18 protein-coding genes are annotated in these 24,906 nt (G+C 41.0%); 3 read left to right on the top strand and 15 right to left on the bottom strand.

Annotated elements, in window-relative coordinates:
- Positions 1–9 precede the first annotated feature (9 nt).
- Positions 10–732 (top strand): IS21-like element helper ATPase IstB, encoded by a 723-nt coding sequence (gene istB / locus NQ565_RS14455; protein ID WP_004329624.1) that lies wholly within the window; start codon positions 10–12, stop codon positions 730–732.
- Positions 733–1,022: 290 nt separating this feature from the next.
- On the opposite strand, the gene NQ565_RS14450 is transcribed toward istB, so the two are convergent.
- The 10 genes from NQ565_RS14450 to NQ565_RS14405 all read right to left on the bottom strand — a co-directional run bounded on the left by NQ565_RS14450 (position 1,023) and on the right by NQ565_RS14405 (position 19,343).
- Complete coding sequence (locus NQ565_RS14450) at positions 1,023–2,051, bottom strand: helix-turn-helix transcriptional regulator (protein WP_004329626.1); 1,029 nt, start codon at positions 2,049–2,051, stop codon at positions 1,023–1,025.
- Between the two features lie 2 nt (positions 2,052–2,053).
- Positions 2,054–8,197 (bottom strand): DEAD/DEAH box helicase, encoded by a 6,144-nt coding sequence (locus tag NQ565_RS14445; protein WP_005652120.1) that lies wholly within the window; start codon positions 8,195–8,197, stop codon positions 2,054–2,056.
- The gene (locus NQ565_RS14440; RefSeq protein WP_004329628.1) at positions 8,194–11,391 is read right to left on the bottom strand and encodes a hypothetical protein; all 3,198 of its coding nucleotides are present in this window, start codon (positions 11,389–11,391) and stop codon (positions 8,194–8,196) included. Before NQ565_RS14440 ends, NQ565_RS14445 begins: the two co-directional genes overlap by 4 nt.
- Before the next feature lie 490 nt (positions 11,392–11,881).
- Positions 11,882–12,982 carry a tyrosine-type recombinase/integrase gene (locus tag NQ565_RS14435; protein ID WP_005652117.1) on the bottom strand — a complete coding sequence of 367 codons (1,101 nt, stop codon included), beginning with the start codon at positions 12,980–12,982 and terminating at the stop codon, positions 11,882–11,884.
- Positions 12,979–13,725: a helix-turn-helix domain-containing protein gene (locus tag NQ565_RS14430; protein ID WP_005652115.1), complete on the bottom strand. Its 747-nt coding sequence runs from the start codon at positions 13,723–13,725 to the stop codon at positions 12,979–12,981. Before NQ565_RS14430 ends, NQ565_RS14435 begins: the two co-directional genes overlap by 4 nt.
- 291 nt (positions 13,726–14,016) lie before the next feature.
- Positions 14,017–15,402, bottom strand: a complete 1,386-nt coding sequence (mnmE, locus tag NQ565_RS14425; RefSeq protein WP_005652111.1) for a tRNA uridine-5-carboxymethylaminomethyl(34) synthesis GTPase MnmE — start codon at positions 15,400–15,402, stop codon at positions 14,017–14,019.
- 65 nt (positions 15,403–15,467) lie between these two features.
- Positions 15,468–16,346, bottom strand: coding sequence for a nucleoside phosphorylase (locus NQ565_RS14420; protein WP_005652109.1), 879 nt, complete (start codon positions 16,344–16,346; stop codon positions 15,468–15,470).
- Positions 16,347–16,391: 45 nt separating this feature from the next.
- The gene (floA, locus tag NQ565_RS14415; RefSeq protein ID WP_005652108.1) at positions 16,392–17,393 is read right to left on the bottom strand and encodes a flotillin-like protein FloA; all 1,002 of its coding nucleotides are present in this window, start codon (positions 17,391–17,393) and stop codon (positions 16,392–16,394) included.
- A 41-nt stretch (positions 17,394–17,434) separates the two neighbouring features.
- Positions 17,435–17,905, bottom strand: a complete 471-nt coding sequence (locus NQ565_RS14410) for an NfeD family protein (RefSeq protein ID WP_005652106.1) — start codon at positions 17,903–17,905, stop codon at positions 17,435–17,437.
- A gap of 7 nt (positions 17,906–17,912) precedes the next feature.
- Entirely contained in the window at positions 17,913–19,343 is a 1,431-nt protein-coding gene (locus NQ565_RS14405) for a tetratricopeptide repeat protein (protein ID WP_005652104.1), read from the bottom strand.
- Between the two features lie 137 nt (positions 19,344–19,480).
- On the opposite strand from NQ565_RS14405, the gene NQ565_RS14400 reads away from it, so the two are divergent.
- Both NQ565_RS14400 and NQ565_RS14395 read left to right on the top strand, forming a co-directional pair.
- Positions 19,481–20,242 carry an ATP-binding protein gene (locus NQ565_RS14400; RefSeq protein WP_005652102.1) on the top strand — a complete coding sequence of 254 codons (762 nt, stop codon included), beginning with the start codon at positions 19,481–19,483 and terminating at the stop codon, positions 20,240–20,242.
- 28 nt (positions 20,243–20,270) lie between these two features.
- Positions 20,271–20,639 (top strand): DMT family protein, encoded by a 369-nt coding sequence (locus NQ565_RS14395; protein WP_022104723.1) that lies wholly within the window; start codon positions 20,271–20,273, stop codon positions 20,637–20,639.
- Between the two features lie 356 nt (positions 20,640–20,995).
- On the opposite strand, the gene NQ565_RS14390 is transcribed toward NQ565_RS14395, so the two are convergent.
- The 5 genes from NQ565_RS14390 to NQ565_RS14370 form a co-directional block, all read right to left on the bottom strand.
- Complete coding sequence (locus NQ565_RS14390) at positions 20,996–22,018, bottom strand: FAD:protein FMN transferase (RefSeq protein WP_005652098.1); 1,023 nt, start codon at positions 22,016–22,018, stop codon at positions 20,996–20,998.
- 110 nt (positions 22,019–22,128) lie between these two features.
- Entirely contained in the window at positions 22,129–22,707 is a 579-nt protein-coding gene (locus NQ565_RS14385) for a manganese efflux pump MntP (protein WP_005652097.1), read from the bottom strand.
- Positions 22,708–22,713: 6 nt separating this feature from the next.
- On the bottom strand, positions 22,714–23,481 hold the full coding sequence (locus tag NQ565_RS14380) for a DUF6048 family protein (protein ID WP_040315413.1): 768 nt from the start codon (positions 23,479–23,481) through the stop codon (positions 22,714–22,716).
- Positions 23,450–23,935, bottom strand: coding sequence for a DUF6452 family protein (locus NQ565_RS14375; RefSeq protein ID WP_005652093.1), 486 nt, complete (start codon positions 23,933–23,935; stop codon positions 23,450–23,452). Before NQ565_RS14375 ends, NQ565_RS14380 begins: the two co-directional genes overlap by 32 nt.
- A gap of 2 nt (positions 23,936–23,937) precedes the next feature.
- Complete coding sequence (locus NQ565_RS14370) at positions 23,938–24,891, bottom strand: glycosyltransferase family 2 protein (RefSeq protein ID WP_005652091.1); 954 nt, start codon at positions 24,889–24,891, stop codon at positions 23,938–23,940.
- Positions 24,892–24,906 lie beyond the last annotated feature (15 nt).

Here is a 24,906-nt window from a genome sequence, read left to right as displayed (position 1 = left end):
GGCACAACAATGGAAAAAATCTTATCAGACCTCAAGGCTATGCGGTTGCCAGGAATGGCCCAGACATGGCAAAACCTCATGGAGGCTCACAAAATCAACTCAATCTCAATGGCTGACGGAATACGCATGCTCATCCAGGGGGAAAACGACATGCGTATGTCCAACCGTACGCACCGGCTCATCAAGAATGCCCACTTCCGTTATACAGTAGCGCTGGGTGAAATAGCCGCCGATTCGGCACGCGGCATAGATCAGTCACTGCTTAATGAGGTTGCCACATGCGATTACATCAGACATGGCTATCCCATCATCATTACAGGTCCTACAGGTACAGGCAAGAGCTGGCTGGCTTCAGCTCTTGGCCACCATGCCTGCCTATGTGGATACAAGGTTCGCTACTACAATGTGATGAAACTTTTCGAGGAGCTTACAATGGCCCGCATAGAAAGCAGGCTTCCTAAACTCTTCGAACGGCTTTCTCAGTATGACCTGCTGATACTCGATGACTTTGCCATAAAGAAGCTAACCGCAGAACAGGTACTCGACCTGATGGAAATCATAGAAGACAGACACGGAAACAAATCTACCATCTTTGCAAGCCAGTTGCCCGTAGCAAACTGGTATGAAACGCTCGATAGTAATGTCTCCGCAGCGGATGCTATCTTGGATAGAGTTGTAAATACCGCATCGAGATTTGCATTGAAAGGAGATAGTTTAAGAAAAAAACAATAACTTTGCCTCGTCAGAACTGTAACAGCATGGCCGTTTTTGCTGTAACAGTCTGCTCCGTTTTTACCATACAAAATTCGTAATCAGATAAAAATATATCAGATTTTATATACTTTCGCTTTTTGAAGAGTAGATTTAAAGGACTTTTAAAGAGGCGTATCATTACTCAATACAAAGCTTGATACGCCTTTTCTTTTAGAATGTTCAATTTTAATATTTTGCACACTATCATGTTCCATATAATGTTGGTTAATATCTGCTCTGTTATATATGTGATCATTAAAAGTATAATTTTATATGCAATCGCAATGCACAGAGCGATATTTATTGAGACATTTCTCAATTTTAGTCTTAATGCTCATTCTGTATCTATCTGGAGCTAGGACTTCAACATCAGGTCCAAAAGCTAGAATTAATTGGTCGAGTTCTCGTGTTGGTATTACTTTAATAGTAACTATGCACTTGTATTCATCAATAATTTTCTGTGAGGTGTGCAGTGGCTTTGAAACAATGTATTTAAATCGTTCTGAACTAAATTGCAAAATAATTGTTTCGGCTTCCTGTACTTCATAAGGCACCGATACCCCTACAATATCATCAAAGTAAGAGTTGAAATCCACAAGATCATTTTTACAGAATGGAACATCACTTCTAGTTATCCCTTCAATTCGGTCAAGGGCTCGGTTGACAATATAATCTTTCCCATTAATACGTCCGAATATGAACCATCTGTTATTATATTGTTTCATATAATATGGATGAAGCACATTCGTTGAACTAATGCCTGCGTGTGTTGTGTAGCTTACTTCGAGGGGCTGGTGATTGATTGTTGCGTCTATGAGAGTTGAAAGGTATTCAAGCCCTTTTAAACATGAGTTACACTGAAATGAAATAAGATTTTCTCTATCCGATTTTACTCCAAAACGAAGTTCTAGATTGGAGATAACATCTTCAAGCCAAGCATTACCAGTAACTCCACGATATTTACTAAGCATTTCAATTATCGAGCGTAAAGAGTTAACCTCGGTAACCGATAGACCATTCTGGAAGATTGAATAGTTTGGCTCAGAATATCTGTAGTAGCATTTCTTTCCTCCAAATGGTTTGGCATCAAGATAGATGTTATCGGGTAGCATCTTTCTTATGGCATTTAAGTCACCTCGTAACTGACGCAATTTGATGGTGGAGTCTGAACCTTCCAATTCATAAAGATGATTGTTGACTATTTCAAGGAGATCTTCGATAGTATATTTCTTATTCCAATCACTGAAGCATCTGTCCAGCACTTGATAACGATACTGAGCGTTTCTATTTTCTGACATTGTTAGAGTTGCTTATATGAGATGGTGTAAAGTATTCCGTTTCCTATCTGCTGTTTGTTGAACAGTTCGAGATCTATATTCCAATCTTCTCTGAAATCGCGGTCGGTACATTCAGCGTTATCTCTTCCAAATGGTGCCCATCCTTTTGCTATACCTGCGTCTGGACGTATACAGATTTCTGCATTATCCGCTTTAACCGTCAGACACCGTTCATGCTCAACATAACCTGTATCTTGAATTTCCGGTTCTATCCCGGTCAGTTCAAATATAGCATCCTTCAGGAAATGATTTCTCTTCTTACCGTTGGTAAAATCTTTTATAGCATTTACTGCCATATCTGGGTCATTAATTGAGACGATATTTGTGACAATAACTTTAATTGATACCAGAACTAAATCTGCTTCATTCTTCAGACTGGAAATCATTTTTGCCAAAAGCATACAGCCTAAGGGCGTTTTTAGGTATCTATCAGAATATTCAATAGAAACAGCCTTGCCTCGTAGGTTAGATATTATTCTATTCCAATTACCAGTTTCCGGAGCTTTCAGAGAATCAAAAAAACGACCCAACGAGCTGTGTTCTCTTATTCTATATTCGAACATAAAGGAAGAATCGTCCGATGAAAAGGCGCTCAACAGTTGCATTCTATTTATGTCGGCATAGGACAATGAATTTGGCTGTGTGGTTATGAATACATCTCCACTTCCCCAATTCTTAGAATAGGATGTATCAATATTTTTTCCAAAGTATGTTTTGACGATTCCGTCATTCATAATCACGACCATCAACGGAAATAATCCTGTCGGCAGTGTGTTTTCAAGACATTTAAAGTTGGTTTTAAATACCTCCGCAATTAAAGTTGCACTGTCTGCTGACGAGAGCGATTTTACATCTGGTACGCTTGGCAGTATAAAGGCAACGTCAACTCCTTCTAGAGATAGTTCTGTGAGAATTTTTTTAAATGGGAATGTTTCCGCATCCCATTGAGAAATGTTGTCGTTGACAAATATTCTGATACCAGAGATGTCCTTGTTCCGTGTGAGCTGATAAAACTCGGTCGTGATGTCTGATGTCACAACATGAGAATCAGGCATTAAATAAATAATTTCCTTTGGGGCAACACGGGCCTTGACTTCCTGTCTTAACCATTCTAGAGCCTTAGGCCGGTTAAGATAGTTCGTATACCATTGCGATCTGCGATCTATAAGGCACTTCGTGCAAGACCGTTCACAGTCGCATCTTTCAAGAGTCTCCAAAGCCATTTTTAGGACTTCATCTTTATATTCTCGGAAGAGCAATGAATAACCTGCACCACCGAGAGCAGTATCATATATGAAAATAGAATGATTTATGCCATCATAGCCGAATTCAATTTCTCCATCGTTGACACCGAGCAGCTCCGTGAGTTTACGGCTAAGAATCACGCCGAGAGAATAGAGTGTCTCAGTGTCTTCTACCAGATTGTTGTCTTTGTCATAAAACTTGATCTCAACAAAGTCAGTCTGGTATCTTCCGACCAACAACACATGACGTCTTACTGCAGCACCGTCATTTTCGCCACCGGGACAAGAGGTCGAAGCTAGAAGATGTTTATGGTGCGACAGCATCCGCTCTGTGGTGTCTGGTGATTTTTCTGATTTCATTCTACCGCAATAAGGACAGAAAGCATATCCATACCCATTCGTTCCTTTATTATAAAAGAGAATCTCAGACCTTGGCGTTGAACAGCGGATAGACATTTTTGCAGAATTTGTCTTCAGAAGCCAGGCATCCATTTCAAGCAAAATAGGCTGAATGAAATTCATACTGCCGAGAGAGTCCATTTTTCGAGTCGGGGTCGAATCCCATGCTACGGAGAACGCAGCAGGTTCAACGACCTCTGTAAAACGCTGATCTGTCGATAGTGAGATGTCCTTTATGCCATGCATAGTTCCATGCCGACCGCACTTGGGACAATCCGTCTTAGCACTTCCATAGATAATAGTTGTATAACCACAATGAGTGCAATTCTGTATGATATACCTTGAAGTGCTGTCATCGTATTTTGTCTTCAGACGAATACCATTGGTCTCATAGACCCATTCGTTTTTCACTACTGGATTACCGGGAGCATAAGAGGAGATGGCCTGACTTATATGCAATGTCGGTGAGTTACCGTCAACCTTTTCCTTACCGCCTAGCAGACACTCAACTAGTCCTAAGGGTAAACCTGCACTTGGCAGAAAAGAATTTTCAGCAAGATATGACAACATCGAGGTCTTAAAAAAATTTTCCTCTTGTTTCTCTATAGCTTTAATAGCATTGGTCGTTCCTGATTCATTCTTCAGAGATTCAATCGCCTTTGCAAGAGCTCCTTTATGAGCATCAAAGACATTGTAAACAGCAACTATGTCTTTTTTGACTACTTGTGCGACATCCGCCAATGTTATCTGAGCGAGACTTGTTCCCTTGATTAATTTTAAATATGGTTCTTGAAGACGTTCAACCTTTCCGCTGATTACACTATCAATATAATTTAGAAACTTATCAAAGAAAGACATCCCTTCTGCCGTGACAAAAAAATCCCTAAGAGTTGCCGTAACCCTGATTCCCCCTTGATCTGCTACAAAGGATGCGAATACCATCGCATTAACATGACGTTGAATCAACTGACGGCTTTCCAATTTTAACAATGGAGTTTCTGTTACATGTGTAATCGGATAATCTGGATTGTTCCATGTATGAGTTCCAATAGGATTGGGAGCACAAACAGTTAAAGCCAAGGCTTTAGTTTCACTTCTTCGTCCTGCACGTCCCGTACGCTGAAGGTAATTTGACGATTTTGGCGGCACATTATTCATGACGACTTCTGTAATACCACCAATATCGACCCCCATCTCCATTGTTGTTGAGCAAGAAAGAATATTGATTTTCCCCTCATTAAACTCTCTTTCGTATCGGTCAAGATCTTCTGACGATTGCTGAGCTGAATGTTCAGCCGATATAAAAATCGGTTTTGAAGCAAATACTCTGGAGTTCATAACCCCGAACACACCAGCAGCCTTTTGTTCAGAGAAGTTCTTCTCAATCCATTCCATGACATTCTTTTCTGTCTGATCCGCAGACTTGAATGGGAAAAGCGGATTTACAAACTCCGTCTTGATTTTGAATCTATCGAAATTTTCACGACCGATGTAACCGTTCATTCTTGGGCTATAGCCACAGAACGGCGCATCTATAATAACATTGTCAACAGGACAGAGATAACCTTTTTCGATAAGTTGCAGCTTAACTTTATCCCCCATGAGATCGAGCATATATCCTTGATTTTCTACATCTGTTGCTTCAAGAACATTTTGTTTCAGGAAATCCCATGCGGCATCAAGTATTGAGTTGATGTCAGCAATCTTTATTTGATTGATTTGAGAAATATCATCATAATCTAGAACTGCACACAGAAGAAGAACGAGTCTATTCTGATTCTCATTAATACCTTTTGAACTTACATTGACTTTAAACCATTTCGATACAGGGCTCCCATTCTTCCTCAGTTCTGAATTTGAAGGATATATAGGAGAACAGTACTTATTTTGTGTAAGGTAATCTTTATAAGCTCCAGAAAGCATATAATGACGACCTCCACGAATGACATAATCCATACAGATCTTGAGAAAATTCTGCCAGTCGGTGTCTGTACATCTTTTCTGAAGGAGTGCTGGGCATTTCGCATTTTTAAGTGCTGGATAGACAAGACGTACGAATCCCATCGTTTCCAATGAGTTCGCCCGTTTAGGAATCCATCCGAATTGGTCGACAAGAAGTGCTTTCAGATAGTCCGTTGCATTCTTGAAATTTTTTCTGCCACGTGCTTTATCAACATGTTCATACAACTTCTTGAAATTTGAGTCATTTTCAAGAGACTGGCTTATTTGCCCCCATGATACCTCCTCTGGATTGGGGATTACTGGTATGCCATTCTTTTTTTTTTCAAGTTGTTTAAATTTTTCAAAAAGTAAGGTCGGAAGATGTTCCCGAATACTCAGATATGCATTGTATTCTGCTTCCTCATCAGGAGTCAGACCACCAGGTTTCACATCATTCAAACGCATATCGGCAAGTTTATGAAAAATGGAAGCTCGAATCCATGAACGTTCTACATCCTGATTAAGTCCCATTGCAGAACGTGCAGACCCTTGACGGCTATCGGTAAATGTTATATACTTTCGGCCTTCATATACAACGTCTGCGTCATTACTGTCAATGGGTTCGGCATTATCAAGAAGCAATGTTGCTAAAGTACGTCCAATTTGAGTAGCACTTATTCTGAGATAATCAAGGTTTTTAAACTCGCTGAGATTATTGCCACAATGAGGACAAAGAACATGATTATCTCCTGAGTGTCGAAGAGATTGATATATTACAGGAATACTTTCTTCACTTTTTAAAGAAGTAAAACACTTGTTGCTTCTATTGTCTTCAGGGACAAGTTCTATTTTACCATTCTGATGATTGAAGATGTGATATGTTCTATTCGCATTTTTCCTTAAACATGCTTTCTTCGGAATGGCGAAAAAGAAGCGAGAAAAGCCATCCGCCTCATTTTGCTCAACATCTTCTATATTTCCCATATCTTCCAAATCAATGAGATCTTCCTTTTGCTCATAGAAAAGACTCTTGTCAAGATCAATTACATTGGTGTGCATCCTAAATCCCTTAGTTGTGTTTGTTTCACCCACTATAATGGGAGAGCCGCAAGACGAACATGTAGCAAGTTCCAGCATCTTTGATTTACAAACTGGACAATTCATATTTTGATATGTTGTCAGACTTCCTATCGATAATCTATATCCCTTATGACGTTGACAATCAGGATTGGTGCAAACATACACTCCACTTATCGATCTAACAAATAAATGAGCACGTGTTGGCAATAAAGCTCCAAGGCCGCCTCCTTTGTTTAGACCTTTCACTTTTTCTCCGAGAGCATCTATTATTTCCAATGAGGCATCCACATTTTTCCCGATTCCTTTATCAAGCATACGACCGATTTCCTTTGCTTTCAATACCGGCGAAGAGTTAAGCTTTTTTCTCAACTTCTCAATGTCAGAATAACTCAATTCGATACTAAACTTTTTGTTTATTTTGGACAATTGATCTTCTGCAATTCCCTTGTTTAGTTCTGGAATAATGCGCTTACCACTAATTATTTTTATATCTTCAAATGGTTTTCCAGTGAGTTGAGACACAAAAGTTTTTAGCTTTATCGTCGTTTTGGGGTCACTTTCATCACCGATAGTCGCTGATGTTACAGCAAAATTTACTTGATCAATAGTTACGCCAAAAGCATCTAGTACACGACGGATTTGCAATGATAATTCAGCGGCTGAAGAGCCAGTATAAGTATGTGCTTCATCTAAAAGAATCCATTTGAGCTTACCTTTGGATTTTTCCAAGATTTCACGGTCTTCTGCTCGTACCAACATATAGTTGAGCATAGTTGGATTAGTAAAGAGAATCTGAGGCGGAGTTTTCCTTATTTGAGGCCTTGTTACGAGCTGTGGATAATGAGATGTAGTATATCTGTCAGACCGATTTTCTTTGTCGGTTTCTCCATTATATATCGCATAGGTAACCTTTTCGGGAAGAGCTTTGCACCAAGCATGAATACGTTTCTGTTGGCTTTTCATCAGTGCATTCAAAGGATAAAGGAATATGGCCTGAACACAATTTTTTTCATTGGTTTTAGCCAAATCTTGCAAAACTGGTATCATAAAACATTCTGTTTTACCTGATCCTGTTCCGGTAGTCACAACAATGGTTTGTGGTCGAGAAGAAAGCATAGTTCTCCAGCTTTCTGTTTGATGCTTATAAGGATGCCTGTCTAATGGAAATCTCAAATCCTTGTCAATTCCTTCGCTACTCAGTGCATTAACAAATGAAGGAGTTAACAATCTGAGTTTAGAAGAATGTTCCTCAAAACTGTCGGCACTCTCCTCCCAAGGGAATATTGATTGGAATACAGGTTCTGCAAAAAGAGGCTCATCCTTAGTCAAAATCCTCTTGATATATTCTTGTTCTTGGGCTTGACCCTTGAACCAAAGAGAGGCAAGAGAATCTATTAATAATTCCTTGGCCTTATTGTAGAATGAAAAATAATTCATATTCATTTGTTTACAATTTGTTTTACAGTTCCGATAAATATCTTACTGTAGGTTTCTTTAAAGTATTTTCGGTAAAAATTAGTGATACGAGCATAGTCTCGACTTTCTAATAAAAAAAGATTTGTGTGATTTTTTACTTGTGCGAAATTTTCCGCAGCACACATTGCGGACTCTATCATTACACGATAAGACTTGTGCATCTCTTGGTCTACATAATATTTATTTTGAAGTACAAATCGGGTTATAGGTAGGTCTATATTGTTATCTGTATATCCATGTATTTTTGATTTAAATTGATTAATGTCAGCTCTTGAGAAAATCCGGGCATCTCCGATATTCCCTCCCGCAACATATTGGGTAAGTTCAGACGCAACTTCTGCAGATAGTGTAGCGTTGAAAAGTGCATTTATCAATTCTGTAATCTCACCTAATTTTGTATTCATTATATTAATAAGTGTTGGGGGAAGCAAACGTATGAAACTCTCAATACATTCTCCCCATACAGTGTGCGGAATCCAATGTACTGCAATGTTTAATTCATCTTCAAAACGGTCAATTTCTTGAATGAGAACATCGGAAGCGCCATTAAGCCAACAGGCTAATATTAGGTTTACCAATAATTTAGGGTCACGACCTATAGATTTGAAAGCATTATATGTAGTAAACGGAAGATTAAACTCTGAAATAATACGGAATGCTTTTACAGTTTTTGCCCAATACTCGCCGACAAAAACATCATCCTTGCTAAGCCTTTCACTCCAAAGTATTATGTTAGCAGCAGACATCTCTCCACGTACTTCCGAACTGTAATCTTCTTGTTCAAAATTGTAATACTTAGGAACAAGCCTGCGCGAACTTTCGGGACCAGAGAAAAGGATTGCTTCCGAATTCAAAAGCTCATGAGGAATTGTAAACAAGTTCATTTGTCGGTTATACGGCTCAAGCTTTATTTGTACTAATTCAGCTGGTTTTATATTTTCTGAAACCGGCAGTGCATATACATCACCGTCATATATGAAATCGGAAGTGTCTTCACTGGTATAATCTGTGATTCGAATTTTATCTGAACTCAACTCACTATCAAGAACAAATTTTCTTATATAGATGCGTTTGTCACATATTTTTAGTTCTATGGAACTACTACGGTCAAAAGTATTTGCACCATATAATTGAAACATTCTTGCAAACAAATCACGATAATCGGATAATGGAACTATACCTTCAATTACTGGACTCTTAAGATGCTTGATTGTATCGTCATCCTCTATTTTATCAGATTTGTAAGTCACATCTATCATACCAGACTGTCCATGACTGATTATATTAAAATATCTCAGGTTATCATAAGATATGATTTTTCCTGATGGCACAATTTTCCCTTCCAAATCAGATATTACTATACCCTCAAACGGTACTACAACAGATACTTTCAAAGGAGGATTATTCTCGGCAATTATTTTTAAATTACACGTAGGAGAATATTTAGAAGCACAGGCATCTCTGGAAATCCTCCAGGTATTTTTATCCGTCATTTCAACAGATAAGTTTTCGCACTCATCAACTTTTGCAGAGATAACATGGCGAGAATCTAGGTGTAGTTCTGTGGAAAACATCGTTTCGTTGCGAGAGGCAAATGTCATATCGTCTATGAAATAAAATGTTTCCATCACGTATTTATTGTCAGGAAATTCAACCTTGATATCAACAAGCCCAAATGGCAAAAGGCATGAATTGGACAAGTTCCGCCACTCAGCTTTACTATTATGAATACGATATTTAGGCTTGATATTCCCGACTCTGGTGCCAGTTTGGTCAAAAACGCTTATTACTGGAATGCGAGTCAATAACTTAAAATTAGATTGCTCTACCCATTGTATATATGTACCTCTGAATTCAGCACTATAAGGCGTGAATTCATTGGTTATGGTTATATCCTCATTCGACATGCAATTGTGTAAATCTACTTTATCAGTAAACTTAATCGCCGAATAAAGTTCTCCATTTAGTAATAGTTTATGACTACCATCACACTTCCAATTAGTGGAGAAAACTGCTATATTATTTTCAGCATTCACTGTCGATTTCAAAGAATATACATTATCATCAAGCATTTGGAAAACCTGAGGGCATTCAAAATTCGGAGGATAACTACCACATAAAGTTGGAAACAATCTGTCATCGTTGTCACACCTGATCTTAACTTCAACTACAGGTTCTCCACTCCACTTTATATCATTTGCTACGCCAACAGTTATACGAGAATATATCGCACCGATAACCTCTCCTACGTCATCTTTAACTAGGGATTTTCTTACATACTTTCCAACAAGTATACCAGAGACAAACACATCGAAGGTGTAGCACGATTGATAGTTTAGACCTTCAATAGATTTTGATGAAATCTCTTTTACTATATTTAAATTGACAAAAAGATTTGCAGTTTCACTTGAGGTCAAACGTAGTTTCCAACTTAGAGAAAGTGGTTTAGTTCTATGTTCACTCTTAACTCGCCGGTATTCTCTTTTTAATGATTTAGTCAGTTCCGACAAAGAGGAATCCGTATCATCATATGGTAGCCAGCGGTCTTCTTCGGATATGATTGCATGAGCGATCTGTAATGAAACATCGTAAATATTGTCATTTTTGAATGCTTTCCCAAGATAAGCTATACAATTAAAATTCTTGATTAAATCTATATTATTATCATCCCAATCAATATTTATTGAAGACAATTCTTCAACCAATCCAATGAGAAAACGTGAAAACCCGCTAAGATTAGTTCCGTTCTTTATGTAATTTACAGGAAGACCTCCTTGATTTAATAAAGTTCTAAAATATTCATTCCCCTTGAGAGAGTGAATAAATGCAAATCCATGACTTTTAAGCCCATGACGTGCAGCTTTATATAGTTGCTCCCAACAATAATGAGGCAGTCCTAATCCGACTGCAACATCTTCTCTGGAAGGAATTCCTCCATTATAGTCTCTTCTCCACCATTCAGCGTAACACAAGGCCGCCTCAATTCCAAAATCTTCTAATCGATACGCATTTTGGGCAAGAGTCTCCTTTAAGTTTGTATATTCTTCCTCGGTTAATTTAAGTTTCCAAAGGGGCATATCTGGGGTTATGGACGGTCTGTTACGAGCATCCAAAATCCTCATCAAAACAACATGCTGTTCACTATTGCATATATTAACCATGTTCTAAAAATCAATTGGTTTATAATCTTTTGTAAAGATAGCGCAATTCTGTGCAATCACAATGCACAGTAAACAAAAAATTCAAGATAGATACATTTCTTTCAATATATTGATAAATGACTTAATTACTAGACTCACTTAAATTTGTTGGTATTGCAATAGATTTGGAGCGATAATCGAAAATAAGAAGTCAAAGCAATAAACGATTTTACCAAAATTCTGCAATGAAGATATAGAGAAAGTAGACACTGGACATTATCCATATTTTGCAGTCCATCTAGCTTTTCTCCATAAGCAAGGGATGATATAAAAACTAATATGCACAGTATTGTTCTTCGTTTGAAAAGCTTGTTTACTATTCCTTTTTCCCTAATAATTGTTTTGGCAATTATCGAAATACTCCGTATTTTTGCATTTAATAGAGCGTTCTTTGGGTTAATGCAAAACAAGAAAAAATATAGAAATCTGCTGGTTTCTATATCGTTACCTATCAATCTGAAAGCTTTTGTAATTCCCTTGTTCCCAATGAGTAATAAGATTTGATATGACTAAAGCAATGAAATGTTACGTCCCTTGTAATACCTGCCGCACCCAGCCATTGAGCTAAAGCCTTGTTAGCATAAGCGGAATATACCAGCCCATCAAAAACAAGTGCGTCCGGTTTCTGTCTTTCTCCACATAGTTGCATGGCTTGTTCAGATATGGGTAACTCATCGTACTTGCTTGTTTTTTGGATGGTATATTTCAGCGTAAACTTACCGTTATCCTCACCCAGTTCACCCCATTTCATTTTGCGTATGTCCGAATGTCTTAGACCTGTAAGAGCTGAAAACAGAGCTGCACGTTTCAATACTGGGTTAGTGCAAGGTGTTTCTACCAGCCGTTTGAGCTCGTCAAGTGTCAAGAACTCTCTGCGTGATTCCTTCTCTTTAATGCCTTTCAAATCTTCGTTAATATTCTTAGGCAGATACCCATATTTATAAGCTGATTTCAATGCTATCTTGAATTTAAGGAAGTAGGCAGCAGCCGTATTGTTGGATAATACAACCTTGTCGCTTCTGTGTGTTCTTACGTTCAAGAGATAATCACGGAATCTTTCACACCAAAGCAAATCAATATCACAAAATCGCTTTATTGTGGTATTGTCTGATTTCTTGGTATAATCTTGCAAATGTTTTAGCGCACTCATCCAGTTGTTGTAATTGGATTCTTTCTTATCCTTTGCACAATCACGGAAGTAAGCTATAAAATCCCCCTTGCTGCGTTCTTTAGCTTTGAGTAGTTCCGCTTCTGCCTCCGTGTAGATTTCCGCCTTGCTTAGTTCATTTTGTCTATTGGCTCGGATGATTTCAGCTAAACGTATGGTTTCCGCATCTTCCTCGTTATACTTGTGTGAGCCATCTTTATTAGTTTGAAGCTCACCTGTCCTTTTCTTCAAAGGAACAACGTACATACCTAAATACTCTCTGCGCATTGTTTCGCCTGTCTTGGGGTTAGGGATGCCGGGGTAATAATCAAGGTAAAGAGTTTCCTTTCCGGTGGTGAGCATCCGAAAACGTAATGTAACCTTTGTTGCCTTTGCTTTCCTCATATCTCTTTGTTCTTTAGTTTGTCAATATGCTGTTTGCTATAATAGAGCTTGCCGTTAAGCCGTTTCTTGGGTATTGCGTACCGTGAAACAAACGTCCTCACTCCATATTCTGTCATGTTGTATGTTTCCATGACTTCGGCTATTGTTATCCACTCCGCAAGGTTGGATAGGGTAGCGTCAAAGCCTTTTTTTCTGAAATACGCATCCATCTTGCCTTTGGCTATCAAAGTGCGTGTTCCTGCTTTCTTTGTGGGTATGCCCTCCGCATTGATAATCTTCCTTATCCTATGCCGGAGCAAACCATATTTCTCCGTCACTTCGTCTATGGTGTACCACTCATCAATAGGTTTACGCTCTCCAGTAGTCAGCACTTCGTAAGGCTCTACGGCTTCAAAGAGGGCTTCAATGTCCTTTTTGCGTATCAATGTCGTGCGCTTGGATAATCTCTTCGCTGGGATGATACCTTTGTGGCAATAGTTATAAACGCTCTGTTTACACCATCCTAATAAATTGGCAGCTTCCGATATGCTGAGGTATTCTCGTTCCGATAAATCTACCTTTGCCCGTTCTCGTTTCGTTTGGGATGCCATAGAGGCAGTAAAGGATATGACCTCTTTACGCTTAATCTCCCGGTATGCCTTTCTGTTGCAATCATGGGAGCAATAACGAGCATTTTGCGTGTACGCTTCAAACTCGCATCCGCAATATTCGCATATCTTCTTTATCGGTTCTTTTGCTCTCATACTTCTATCATTTCGCACCCTTTTAAGTCCATTTTAGTCCACATTAGTCTATTTTAGTCTAAAACAGAGATTTTATGTCATTCTATCATAATCCAAATGGGAGATAAAATTCGTACTAATGTGGTACAAATAATCCCGATTTTTCCTTGTGGTACATAAGTGGTACAAATATACGATAAATAAACGGATAATAAAAGTAAATAACGATAAAATAGAGAGAAAGAAAAACCGCTATAATAGAGCGTATTATAACGGTTTTGTGATAGATATTATTTCTTTGTTTATGATAGGTTATTTTCCGATGCAAAAGTGCTGAAATATATTCTGTAATACCATATCATTTGTCACTTCTCCCGCAATATCGCTCAAGTGGAAAATACATTCCCGAATATCTTGTGATATGAAATCACCGGAAATATTATTAGTCAGACCCTCTTGCACTCGATGGATAGCTTCTAATGCATTGTTTAATGCCTCATAATGGCGTACATTAGTAACTATAACATCATTTTGCGTAATTGTAGGAAGATGGGCAGATGTTATCAGCATTCGTTGAAGTTCTTCGATATGTTCTCTTTTTTTTGCGGATAGGGTGATTGACTGTACATTATCAGGAAAATTGTCAGGAATACTATTCTGTATATTATCCACTAAATCGGCTTTGTTATAAACAAGGATAAGCTGCTTTCTTTCACAACGGGGAAGGAGTTGACCGGCCAACTGTGTTATTTGAGCTTGGGCATTCGTAGCATCAATCATCCAAAGGACAATTTCTGCTTGATCCAACTTTTGGAAAGTGCGTTCGATACCGAGGCTTTCAATTGTATCACTAGTTTCACGAATACCTGCTGTGTCGATGAATCTGAAAGTAATGCCACCTATATTGACAGTATCTTCTATTATATCCCGTGTAGTGCCATGAATGTCGCTAACAATAGCTTTGTCTTCATTAAGTAAGACATTGAGCAATGTAGACTTTCCTGCATTCGTTTCACCGATAATGGCTACAGGAACGCCGTTTTTGATGGCGTTACCTACGTTGAATGAATTAACCAAACGAGCTATGACTTTCTCTATGTTGTTCGCTAGTTGGCAAAGTTCGGAGCGGTCGGCAAATTCCAGTTCCTCGTGATCGCTGAAATCCAATTCCAATTCGATGAGTGAGGTGAAATGGAGTAATTGGTCACGTAAGGTAGCAAGTTCCTTACTGAAACCGCCCCGCATTTGGCTCATGGCAAGACGGTGGGTCGCTGCAGACGATGAGGCAATCAGATCAGCAACTGCTTCTGCTTGACTCAGGTCCATTTTCCCATTTAGAAATGCACGCTGGGTATATTCGCCTGGGGCAGCCATGCGACAACCATTCTTGATGAGTAGTTGTAATACTTTCTGAAGAATATAGGCAGAACCGTGGCAAGTGATTTCCGTACTGTTCTCACCAGTATAGGAGTGAGGAGCACGAAACAGACTAACGAGTACTTCATCTATAACTTCAGAGCCGTCATAAATCCGTCCAAAAGTAAGTGTGTAAGGCTTGCTGTCCCCTAACTCTCTATTAGTAGCGGCAGGAGTAAAAATACAAGATGTGATTTCGATAGCTTCCGGTCCGGAAACGCGAATACATCCAATAGCCCCGCCCTGGGCGGTAGCTATGGCGCAGATAGTATCTTGGTTCATTATTTACAGCTTGTTTTATGACGCAAAGATAGTGCTTTCTCCTGATTTTATATCCGATAAGATATTTAAATACGTTCGAGTACTTTAAGAATAAGATGGTCAATTGTATTTTTATATCCGGTGTTGGCTTCTTTAATTAATCGGTTGGCAATTACCATGCAGACAGTCATGGCTTTATGCCCCATCAAACGACTGAGGCCGGCCAGTGCGGAACTTTCCATTTCGAAATTGGTAATCTTATAACCGTTGTATTCGAATTGCTCGATTTTTTCGTTCTGATGCGGGTCTTCCAGGGGAACACGCAGTTCACGTCCTTGCGGACCGAAGAAACCGCCGGCAGCGATGGTGACGCCTCGTACCATATCATCTCCCGCTATACGGTCTATCAATTCGGCATTGGCATCAATTACGTAAGGGGCGGGAGCACACATGTTTCCCGACCATCCCATGTGGTTGAGGAAAGCGCGTTCAAAGGGCAGGTCGCAAACTGCATTACGTCCGGCATAGAAGTTCAGCAGGCCGTCGAAACCAATGGATTTGGCAGAACATATAAAAGTTCCTACGGGCGTGTAAGGTTGCAAACCGCCACACGTACCGATACGGACCAGTTCCAATTGACGCAGTTGGGGCTTTTCCTCTCTCGTCTGGAAGTCGATGTTAGCGAGTGCGTCCAATTCGTTCATAACAATATCAATGTTATCGCAACCGATACCAGTGGAAACAACGGTGATTCGTTTACCTTTATAAGTACCTGTAATTGTCTTGAATTCGCGGCTCTCCACTTCACATTCTTTATTCTCGAAATGTGAAGCAACCAATGCTACCCGGCCGGGGTCACCTACGAGGATTACTTTATCTGCCAGCCATTCAGGCTTTACGTGTAAATGGAACACGGAACCGTCTTCGTTGATAATAAGTTCGGAAGATGCAAAATACTTTTTCATGTTACGAGGTATTATAAGTTCGTTTATATAGGTAACTTTACCGGTTTATTTGCTCAATGGCTGGTTGGATGTACCGGTTACCGGTTTGGCAATGTTCTCGCGCATCGAAGTGTCGGCCTCGATGTTTTTCATCCGGTAATAATCCATTATGCCCAGATTGCCGCTGCGGAAAGCTTCTGCCATAGCCTTAGGCACTTCAGCTTCGGCTTCGATAACTTTAGCGCGTGCTTCCTGTGCTTTGGCTTTCATTTCCTGCTCGCTGGCAACGGCCATGGCACGGCGCTCTTCGGCTTTTGCTTGAGCGATATTTTTGTCCGCATTTGCTTGGTCTATCTGTAAAGCTGCACCGATGTTCTTGCCTATGTCGATGTCGGCAATATCAATAGACAGGATCTCAAAAGCCGTACCGGCATCCAATCCTTTGCGAAGCACTAATTTGGAAATGGAGTCGGGATTTTCCAAAACCGATTTATGGTTTTCGGAAGAACCGATAGACGATACGATACCTTCGCCTACACGGGCAAGGATTGTATCTTCTCCGGCACCACCTACCAACTGGCGGATATTGGCACGTACGGTTACACGGGCTTTGGCAATCAACTGGATACCGTCTTTTGCCACGGCTGTGACGGGCGGGGTATCAATCACCTTTGGGTTTACTGACATTTGGACTGCCTCAAACACATCACGTCCGGCAAGGTCAATGGCAGTGGCCATTTGAAAAGGCAATTCAATGTTGGCTTTCGAAGCGGATACCAAAGCATGCACTACTTTCTCAACGTGTCCGCCCGCCAGATAGTGTGCCTCCAGTTCATCGCGGGTGATGTTGCTCAAGCCGGCTTTATGTGCTTCAATCAGGCCAGGCACAATAATATAGGGCGGCACGTTACGAATACGCATCAGAAACAGTTGAACCAGTGATATGTTGACTCCTGAGACTTTGGCAGACAGCCATAGGAAAAACGGTACATAGTGGAAAAATAGTACCAGGAAAATGATACCGCCTATGATAGTGAAGGCAGTGAGATACATTGTGCTTGGATCCATGATTTTAGTTATTAATGATTACTTATTTAATGATTTGCAATTTACGGTTTGTTTTTCTCCACAAGTATCACTCCGTCTGTAATGCGGTTTACTATAATGGGAGTTTTCTCATTCAGAAAACCGTCTGTGGATTTTACTTCTACAATATCACCATTTATTTCGGCATACCCAATGAGGGCAAGACGGGTAGTGGTAATGCCGGTATCGCCAATTTTTACTTTCTCTTCGGCACTACGGTCTACTTTTGAAGTGATGTTTTTCTTCAAAGCTATCTTATCCAGGGTTTTGGAACGCATGAACCACACTAATGAACCAACGCAGGTGATGATGGATATGGCAAGTGTGATGAATCCGGCTGTTGCTCCTAAATTGGCAAAAGCGTAGTAGTTGGCATAAATGATGCAACCGCCTGCCAAAAGTCCGGCAATGCTGATGCCTGGTATGATGAATAGCTCTACGAGGAACAGTATAACTGCTGCAACGATTAAAATTGCGATGATGAATATGTCCATAACTGTTCTATTTAATGGTTTGCTTTTCTAATTTCCGCACTTGGATAGCAGTACGGTCTACTTCGTTTGCCAACTGTAGCACTCGTTTTTCCAAATCGAGTATAGCCGGAGCCATTTTGTTTCTTTCGTTCTGGTTGGCACGCGAATATTGGATGCGTATATTTTCCAGTTTATTTTGTTGCTGGTTATAGCTTTCTTTCAGTTGGAGATAGTTCCTGAATTGCGCTTTTGCTTGCGGAGAGCGGAAATCGGCAGCATAATGATAGATATTCCTGTCATCAATTACAAACTCAAATTCGTGCCGTTTCTTTATTTCCGTTTTTTCCTGCATCGTTTCCTGCAGGCGTTTCCTTGCATCGGCTACCAGGCTTTCATTCGTCCAGGTATCTCTGATGGAATGGAGTTGGGCAAGCTTTATCAGTTTGTTTTTATCCATGCTTTCATAGTTGTATACTTGTTTGGATGAGGCAGGAATGAATACATATACACATACTTTGCCTTCCGGCTGATAACGATCTGATGCAAACCAGCCGAGGTTGTTGAATTCGTCTATAACGTACATATAATCATTATAAGGCGAATTGAAAGGCATGCCTACATTTTCCGGGGTCAGATAAGTGTCTGTGTTTGTATTGTAGCGTGTTACAAAAATATCGTACCCACCCATTGATGCAGGACCGTCTGCTGCATAATAGATAGTGATGCCATCAGCCAATACGTATGGATAACTGGCATTCATGGACTCGTTGATACTGCCGGGGAGCATATTGCCTTTGCCCCATTCGTCCATCATTTTATTGCGCGATAAGATGTTGAGCGTACTGTCTTTCTGTAACTCGCTATAATAGATTTTATTCCCTAACTCCGTTTCATATACAGTGCCACCTTTGCTATTGGAATTTTCAAAGTAGGTATCGTACATGAACAATTTCCCGGATTCAGGACTGATTTTGTACGCTTCGAGAAAATCTTTCTTGGCTACGACAAAACTGTCGATGAAGCACACTTCTTCTACGCCTTTCAGCAGACGGAGGTTGGCTTTGCTCTTTTCCAGAAGTTTTTCGGCTTCAGCGGTCGAACGTCTTCTTTTTGTCAGTTCTGCAATATAGTCTTCGTAAGTGCCGACGGCATCTTCAAATCGGTAAATGGCATTATAAGCCTGTGCCAAATAAAGTTGTCCGCTGGTGACCCGGCGTTTTACGGCTGTTTCCAGATACTTTATAGCTTCTTCCGCTTCTCCCGTATTCAGACAACATACGCCATACCACAAATTATAATTCCCGTTATTAGGTTGTGATTTTACAAATTTCTTAAAAACGGGCTTTGCCTGTTCGTATTGTCCTTTTTCATAGAGTATTTTTGCTTGGGCAAGGGTTTGTGCTGAAGCATGTATTCCAAAGAAACCAAACAAGAAAAGCAATATATATTTATTCTTCATACTAAAAAATCTTTTTTAATGAGTTCAAAAATACGAATTAATCCGGAATAAAGCTCTTTTCCGTAATTCTATTATGTTAATTCTTCTTTAAATGATTCTTTTCAGTTACTTTTGCAGCCAATTTTCAACTGATTTTTATGGCACTATTTACAGAGGAAGAGAAGACATTACGGCGTATAGAGAAACGCTTTGCCAAAGGAGTGGTGGAGTACGGACTGATAGAAGAGGGCGATAAAATCCTTATCGGGCTTTCCGGCGGCAAGGACTCTTTGGCGTTGGTGGAACTGTTGGCGCGTCGTTCCCGGATTCTGAAGCCACGGTTTTCGGTGGTTGCTGCCCATGTGGTAATGAGAAATATCTCTTATCAGAGCGATACGGATTACCTCAGAAGCTATGCGGAGTCGCAGGGAGTGCCTTTCGTGCTGTACGAAACGGAGTTCGATGCGAGTACGGATACCCGCAAGTCTCCTTGTTTCCTGTGTTCGTGGAACCGGCGCAAGGCTTTGTTCACTGTGGCAAAGGAACAGGGGTGTAACAAAATAGCCTTGGGGCATCACATGGATGATATTCTGGAAACGTTGCTGATGAATATTACGTATCAGGGGGCGTTCGGTTCGATGCCGCCGCGGCTGGTAATGAAGAAGTTCGACATGACGATTATCCGCCCGATGTGTCTTGTGCACGAATCAGATTTGGCGGAATTGGCGGCGATAAGAAACTATCGGAAGCAGGTGAAGAATTGTCCTTACGAGTCGCAGTCGAGCCGGAGCGTGATGAAAGGTATCCTGCATCGTCTGGAAGAGATGAATCCCGAAGCCCGGTACAGTTTGTGGGGGAGCATGAGCAATGTGCAGGAAGAGTTGCTGCCCCGGAAGAATGAAGGCGGGACAAGCCGTTGACAAGCAATTTCTAATCACTAATCATTATATGAAAGCTTTTTACACCATTTTACTTTTAATTGTATCCAATGTCTTCATGACGTTTGCCTGGTACGGGCATTTGAAGTTGCAGGAGATGAAAGTTATCTCCAACTGGCCTCTCTATGCCGTTATTTTGTTCTCGTGGATGATAGCGTTGGCGGAGTATTCATTTCAGATTCCTGCCAATCGCATCGGGTTCATAGGCAATGGCGGTCCTTTTTCGTTGATGCAGCTTAAGGTTATCCAGGAAGTAGTGACGCTTATCATCTTTACAATATTCACTACCGTACTGTTTAAAGGAGAATCTCTGCATTGGAATCATTTTGCAGCTTTCGTTTGTCTGGTACTGGCGGTATATTTTGTCTTTTATAAATAGGATGAATGTGATGTCTAACGGTTGGAACCGGTAGCTTTATCAGGGGAAACTTTTTGTTTTTGCCGCCTGAACTAAAAGTTTTATGCTGATAACTAATGCGTTGGCTATTGTTTGGCTGTTGAATAAACAAGTAGGTGTACTTTCTCTCATTTCGGAGCTGTTGAACTGCTCAGCCGAAATCTGGACGATACAGGACGACACAACGTGTGACTGCTACTTGTAAGGATTTTTATCTGTCATACTTATCTGTCACGCTATAGTCTATTGTATGATAGCTTATTATCTTATTTTTGTGATAGCGTGACAGATGTTTTTCAAAATAAAACTTCGCGGAGGATGAAAACCGGGACGAATCGCTATTTTACCGTCATATATTTATCCATTCCTTTCGTGTAGAACATCCGGAGTTCCCCTTTTTCGTCCGCATATATGAAGCATGCGTCGAGGTCGGGGTGTGAATCGGCAAAGCGTTCGGCTTCTTCCAGGCCCATGACCATGAAAGCAGTGGCATAGGCATCTGCACTCATGCAGTCGCAGGCAATCACTGTGGCCGACAGGATACTGTGCTGCACCGGATAGCCTGTGCGCGGGTCTATAGTATGGGCATATTTTTTGCCGTCTTTGTAGTAATAGTTTCGGTAATTTCCCGAAGTGGCTATGCCCACATCGGTAACTTGCAGTATGGTCTGCAATTCTTGGTTTACGGCGAGCGAGTCGTCTATCGGCTTGTTGATTCCGATGCGCCATAAACTTTTTTTCGGGTTTTCTCCGCGCACCACCACTTCTCCGCCTATATCTACCATGAAATTGCCGATGCCTTTCTTTTCCAGCAATTGTGCAATGACATCTACTGCATAGCCTTTGGCTACGGCGCTGCACGAAAGCATGATGCGGGAATCCTGTTTGATAACTTTTCCGTCGGCGGATAACGATACTTTCGGGTAGCCTGTGATGTCCAGCAAGCTGTCTATCATAGCAGAGTCGGGAAATGCGCCTTTCTTAAATCCGAATCCCCATGCGTTGGCAAGCGGGGCTACCGTAATGTCAAAAGCACCTTGGGTCTCCCGGGAGATTTCCATGCTGCGGCGGAATACGTTGGTGAAGAAAGTATCGGGAATGATTTCTTCGTTCCGGTTGATGCGCGTAATCGTTGCCGTATCGTTAAACGGAGATAGAGAACCGTCAAACCGTTTAAGCTCAGCTTCTATCTCGGCTTTCAAATTGCTGTCGTACTGATAGGTTATGTTATAGACCGTTCCGAATATCAGTCCGCTGACAGTTTGATAAGGAACAGCGCGGTTGTGGCGTGCAAGTATTCCGATAGTGCCGAGGGCAAGCAGGGCAACCCATAAAAAATTACGTTGTGCTTTCTTCTCCATAATGAATGTATGATGCTGTATAAATAAATTAAGCGATCTTCTTTTTTTATCCTTCTATCAGACTGCCTTTTATCGGACAGCCTGCCGTTTCTTCGTTTTTCACTCTTCATTTAAAAGAACAAGTGCTCTATCAATATCTTCGTTCCGATAACGATGAGGATAATGCCGCCCCACAGTTCGGAACGCAGCTTGCGGGCGATGCCGCATCCGCACCGGATGCCGAACATCAATCCTGCTAGTGATAAGGCAAACGACACAAATCCTATGATGCTGATAGGGGACAGAATGGATGCAAAGTTGCAAACTCCCAGAAAAGCGAACGAAACACCTACCGCCAAGGCATCGATGCTGGTGGCTACCGCCAATGCCGCTACTACTTTCAGCTTGGTAGGATCGAACTCGTGCCGGCAATCTTCATCCTTGAAAGATTCCATAATCATACGTCCACCCAGAAAAGCTAAAATGGCAAAAGCTATCCAATGGTCTATACTTTCAATGAGATGGCTGAAAAAACTGGCGCCTATCCAGCCAAGCAATGGCATGAGTGCCTGAAAAAAGCCGAAAGCCAATGCCATTATCAGCATCGGGCGCAATTGAACACGTTTTAATATAATGCCGCTGGCTATGGATACAGCGAAACAGTCCATAGCAAGTCCTATGGCAAGCAACCAGATTTCTAATCCTGTCATTATCTCTTAGAATGGTAGTTTATAAGTTATTGTATAGGTAACCCCAGTTGTGTTTCCATTGTACTTTCCGTAGCCCGGTACGTACCATGGATCACCATGCTCGGCAACGGAAGAACTCATACGGAATTTGAAACGTAACGCCCAACCCATATACAGGTCTTTCCATACATGCGCCCGTATACCGACACAAAATTCGGCCCATTGCATCGAGCCTTTCATTCCTTTATAATTAAAAGGCAGGCTGTTTCCCCAAATGCCGTCTATCAAATTCGGATTACCCAAACTTCCCCCGTATTCAGGGTCGTTGATGCCTAACGCTTCTACATCATATTTAAAGCTCGTTGCCGCATAGCGCAGGCCAACGAGTATCATATGTCCGTGCTTTTTGTTATAAAGCGCATTATAGTCCATACCGATACGGAAATAGGGAGCACCGGTTTTATAATGTATTCCTTTGTCGCTCCAAGTATCAGTATTGCCATATCCTAATTCTACAATCGGGAAAAAGCGATTTTTAAGATTGACATCGACGGCTACCTCACTGCTGAAAAAGTCACTCCCGAACAGTTTGCTTCCGGGTCCCCATAAATCTACACTGACAGAAATACCATTGTACAGCGGATAGTGCACTTCCTCTTTGGCCTCTTTTTTCTCCTTTTTGGGCGGAGTGTTTGCCGGCGGGGCGGAAATGTCACTGTTTTGTGCCTGTAATGGAAGAGACAGCAGCAAACAGAACGCCAGACTAATAGAATAGTTTAAGATTTTCTGCTCCATAAATTCCGGCTTCTTTATTTGCAACGCGAATAGAATCAAGACTGTGGCGACTGTATCGGACATCTGTTATGGCTTGTTTCATTTGATAACCGCAATCCATTGACAAGAAGTAAGGTGTGTTGGTTTGGTGAATAACAAGCGTATCTGTCAATGTCTTGCTGTAATGAAACACGAGTACGGTGGAGTCGGCGGTATATCTCAGTGGCAACGAGAGATCGTGCACTTTTTTTTGATTGTTGATGATGACGGAATCCGTGCCAAAGGCAGTAACCGTTAAAGAGTCTAAGGTATCATTGGATACCACTTTGGTGTCAGGATCCAATGTATATAGGTAACATTGCATCATGGTTCGCGTTGTCATTGAACAGTCCGCTTCTTCCGAACAGGATATTACTATACTGAAAACAGGGAAAAGAACAGCCCCGAACATTATAAATCTGACTAATGTTTTCATGGTTAAATCATTTTCTCAATTTGGTACTTATTGCGTTCTGGTGCATTGCGGGATATCAGCTCTCCGAGAAAACCTGCCACAAATAACTGCGTGCCGATAATCATGGATGTCAGTGACAGGTAGAAATAGGGAGAATCTGTCACAAGGCGGTAGGGCATCCCTTGATTCATGTAATACAGCTTGCTGGCGCCGACAATAATGACGGCAACGAATCCGACGAAGAACATCAGCGAACCCAATATGCCAAAGAAGTGCATAGGCTTGATGCCGAAGGTGGAAAGGAACCAGAGGGATATCAAGTCCAGGTATCCGTTGAAGAAACGATTCCACCCGCCGAATTTTGTCTTGCCAAATTTCCGTGCCTGATGGCGTACGACTTTCTCGCCAATCTTCTTGAAACCGGCATTCTTTGCCAGGTAGGGGATATAGCGATGCATTTCGCCGTACACTTCTATGTTTTTTATAACATCTTTGCGATAGGCTTTCAGGCCGCAATTGAAATCGTGCAGGTTCTTTATGCCGGAAACCTTGCGTGCCGTAGCGTTGAACAGTTTTGTCGGTATGGTCTTTGACAGCGGATCGTATCTTTTTTGCTTCCAGCCGGACACCAGGTCGTAGCCATCTTCCGTAATCATGCGGTATAGTTCCGGTATTTCGTCAGGACTGTCTTGCAGGTCGGCGTCCATTGTAATCACAACATCGCCCTGGGCCTGTTCAAAACCGCAATAGAGAGCCGGTGATTTGCCATAATTGCGACGGAACTTTATTCCGCGCACTTTATCAGATTTTGTTTGTAATTGCTCTATTATTTGCCAGGAACGGTCGGTACTTCCGTCGTTAACAAAAATAACTTCATAAGAAAAGTCATGGGCTTTCATTACCCGTTCAATCCATGCAAACAATTCCGGAAGAGACTCCTCTTCATTATATAAAGGAACGACAACTGAAATATCCATTTGCTTATTTACGAT

It is taken from the genome of Bacteroides stercoris ATCC 43183 (genome assembly GCF_025147325.1).
Classification (GTDB): domain Bacteria; phylum Bacteroidota; class Bacteroidia; order Bacteroidales; family Bacteroidaceae; genus Bacteroides; species Bacteroides stercoris.
Note: the sequence above shows the minus strand (reverse complement) of the source record. Positions and strands in the feature narration are given on the sequence as shown.

What these genes read in the sequence shown, in the direction of transcription:
- istB (WP_004329624.1), top strand. Translation starts at nt 10, where the DNA reads ATGGAAAAAATCTTATCAGACCTCAAGGCTATGCGGTTGCCAGGAATG.
- NQ565_RS14450 (WP_004329626.1), bottom strand. Translation starts at nt 2,051, where the DNA reads ATGTCAGAAAATAGAAACGCTCAGTATCGTTATCAAGTGCTGGACAGA.
- NQ565_RS14445 (WP_005652120.1), bottom strand. Translation starts at nt 8,197, where the DNA reads ATGAATATGAATTATTTTTCATTCTACAATAAGGCCAAGGAATTATTA.
- NQ565_RS14440 (WP_004329628.1), bottom strand. Translation starts at nt 11,391, where the DNA reads ATGGTTAATATATGCAATAGTGAACAGCATGTTGTTTTGATGAGGATT.
- NQ565_RS14435 (WP_005652117.1), bottom strand. Translation starts at nt 12,982, where the DNA reads ATGAGGAAAGCAAAGGCAACAAAGGTTACATTACGTTTTCGGATGCTC.
- NQ565_RS14430 (WP_005652115.1), bottom strand. Translation starts at nt 13,725, where the DNA reads ATGAGAGCAAAAGAACCGATAAAGAAGATATGCGAATATTGCGGATGC.
- mnmE (WP_005652111.1), bottom strand. Translation starts at nt 15,402, where the DNA reads ATGAACCAAGATACTATCTGCGCCATAGCTACCGCCCAGGGCGGGGCT.
- NQ565_RS14420 (WP_005652109.1), bottom strand. Translation starts at nt 16,346, where the DNA reads ATGAAAAAGTATTTTGCATCTTCCGAACTTATTATCAACGAAGACGGT.
- floA (WP_005652108.1), bottom strand. Translation starts at nt 17,393, where the DNA reads ATGGATCCAAGCACAATGTATCTCACTGCCTTCACTATCATAGGCGGT.
- NQ565_RS14410 (WP_005652106.1), bottom strand. Translation starts at nt 17,905, where the DNA reads ATGGACATATTCATCATCGCAATTTTAATCGTTGCAGCAGTTATACTG.
- NQ565_RS14405 (WP_005652104.1), bottom strand. Translation starts at nt 19,343, where the DNA reads ATGAAGAATAAATATATATTGCTTTTCTTGTTTGGTTTCTTTGGAATA.
- NQ565_RS14400 (WP_005652102.1), top strand. Translation starts at nt 19,481, where the DNA reads ATGGCACTATTTACAGAGGAAGAGAAGACATTACGGCGTATAGAGAAA.
- NQ565_RS14395 (WP_022104723.1), top strand. Translation starts at nt 20,271, where the DNA reads ATGAAAGCTTTTTACACCATTTTACTTTTAATTGTATCCAATGTCTTC.
- NQ565_RS14390 (WP_005652098.1), bottom strand. Translation starts at nt 22,018, where the DNA reads ATGGAGAAGAAAGCACAACGTAATTTTTTATGGGTTGCCCTGCTTGCC.
- NQ565_RS14385 (WP_005652097.1), bottom strand. Translation starts at nt 22,707, where the DNA reads ATGACAGGATTAGAAATCTGGTTGCTTGCCATAGGACTTGCTATGGAC.
- NQ565_RS14380 (WP_040315413.1), bottom strand. Translation starts at nt 23,481, where the DNA reads ATGGAGCAGAAAATCTTAAACTATTCTATTAGTCTGGCGTTCTGTTTG.
- NQ565_RS14375 (WP_005652093.1), bottom strand. Translation starts at nt 23,935, where the DNA reads ATGAAAACATTAGTCAGATTTATAATGTTCGGGGCTGTTCTTTTCCCT.
- NQ565_RS14370 (WP_005652091.1), bottom strand. Translation starts at nt 24,891, where the DNA reads ATGGATATTTCAGTTGTCGTTCCTTTATATAATGAAGAGGAGTCTCTT.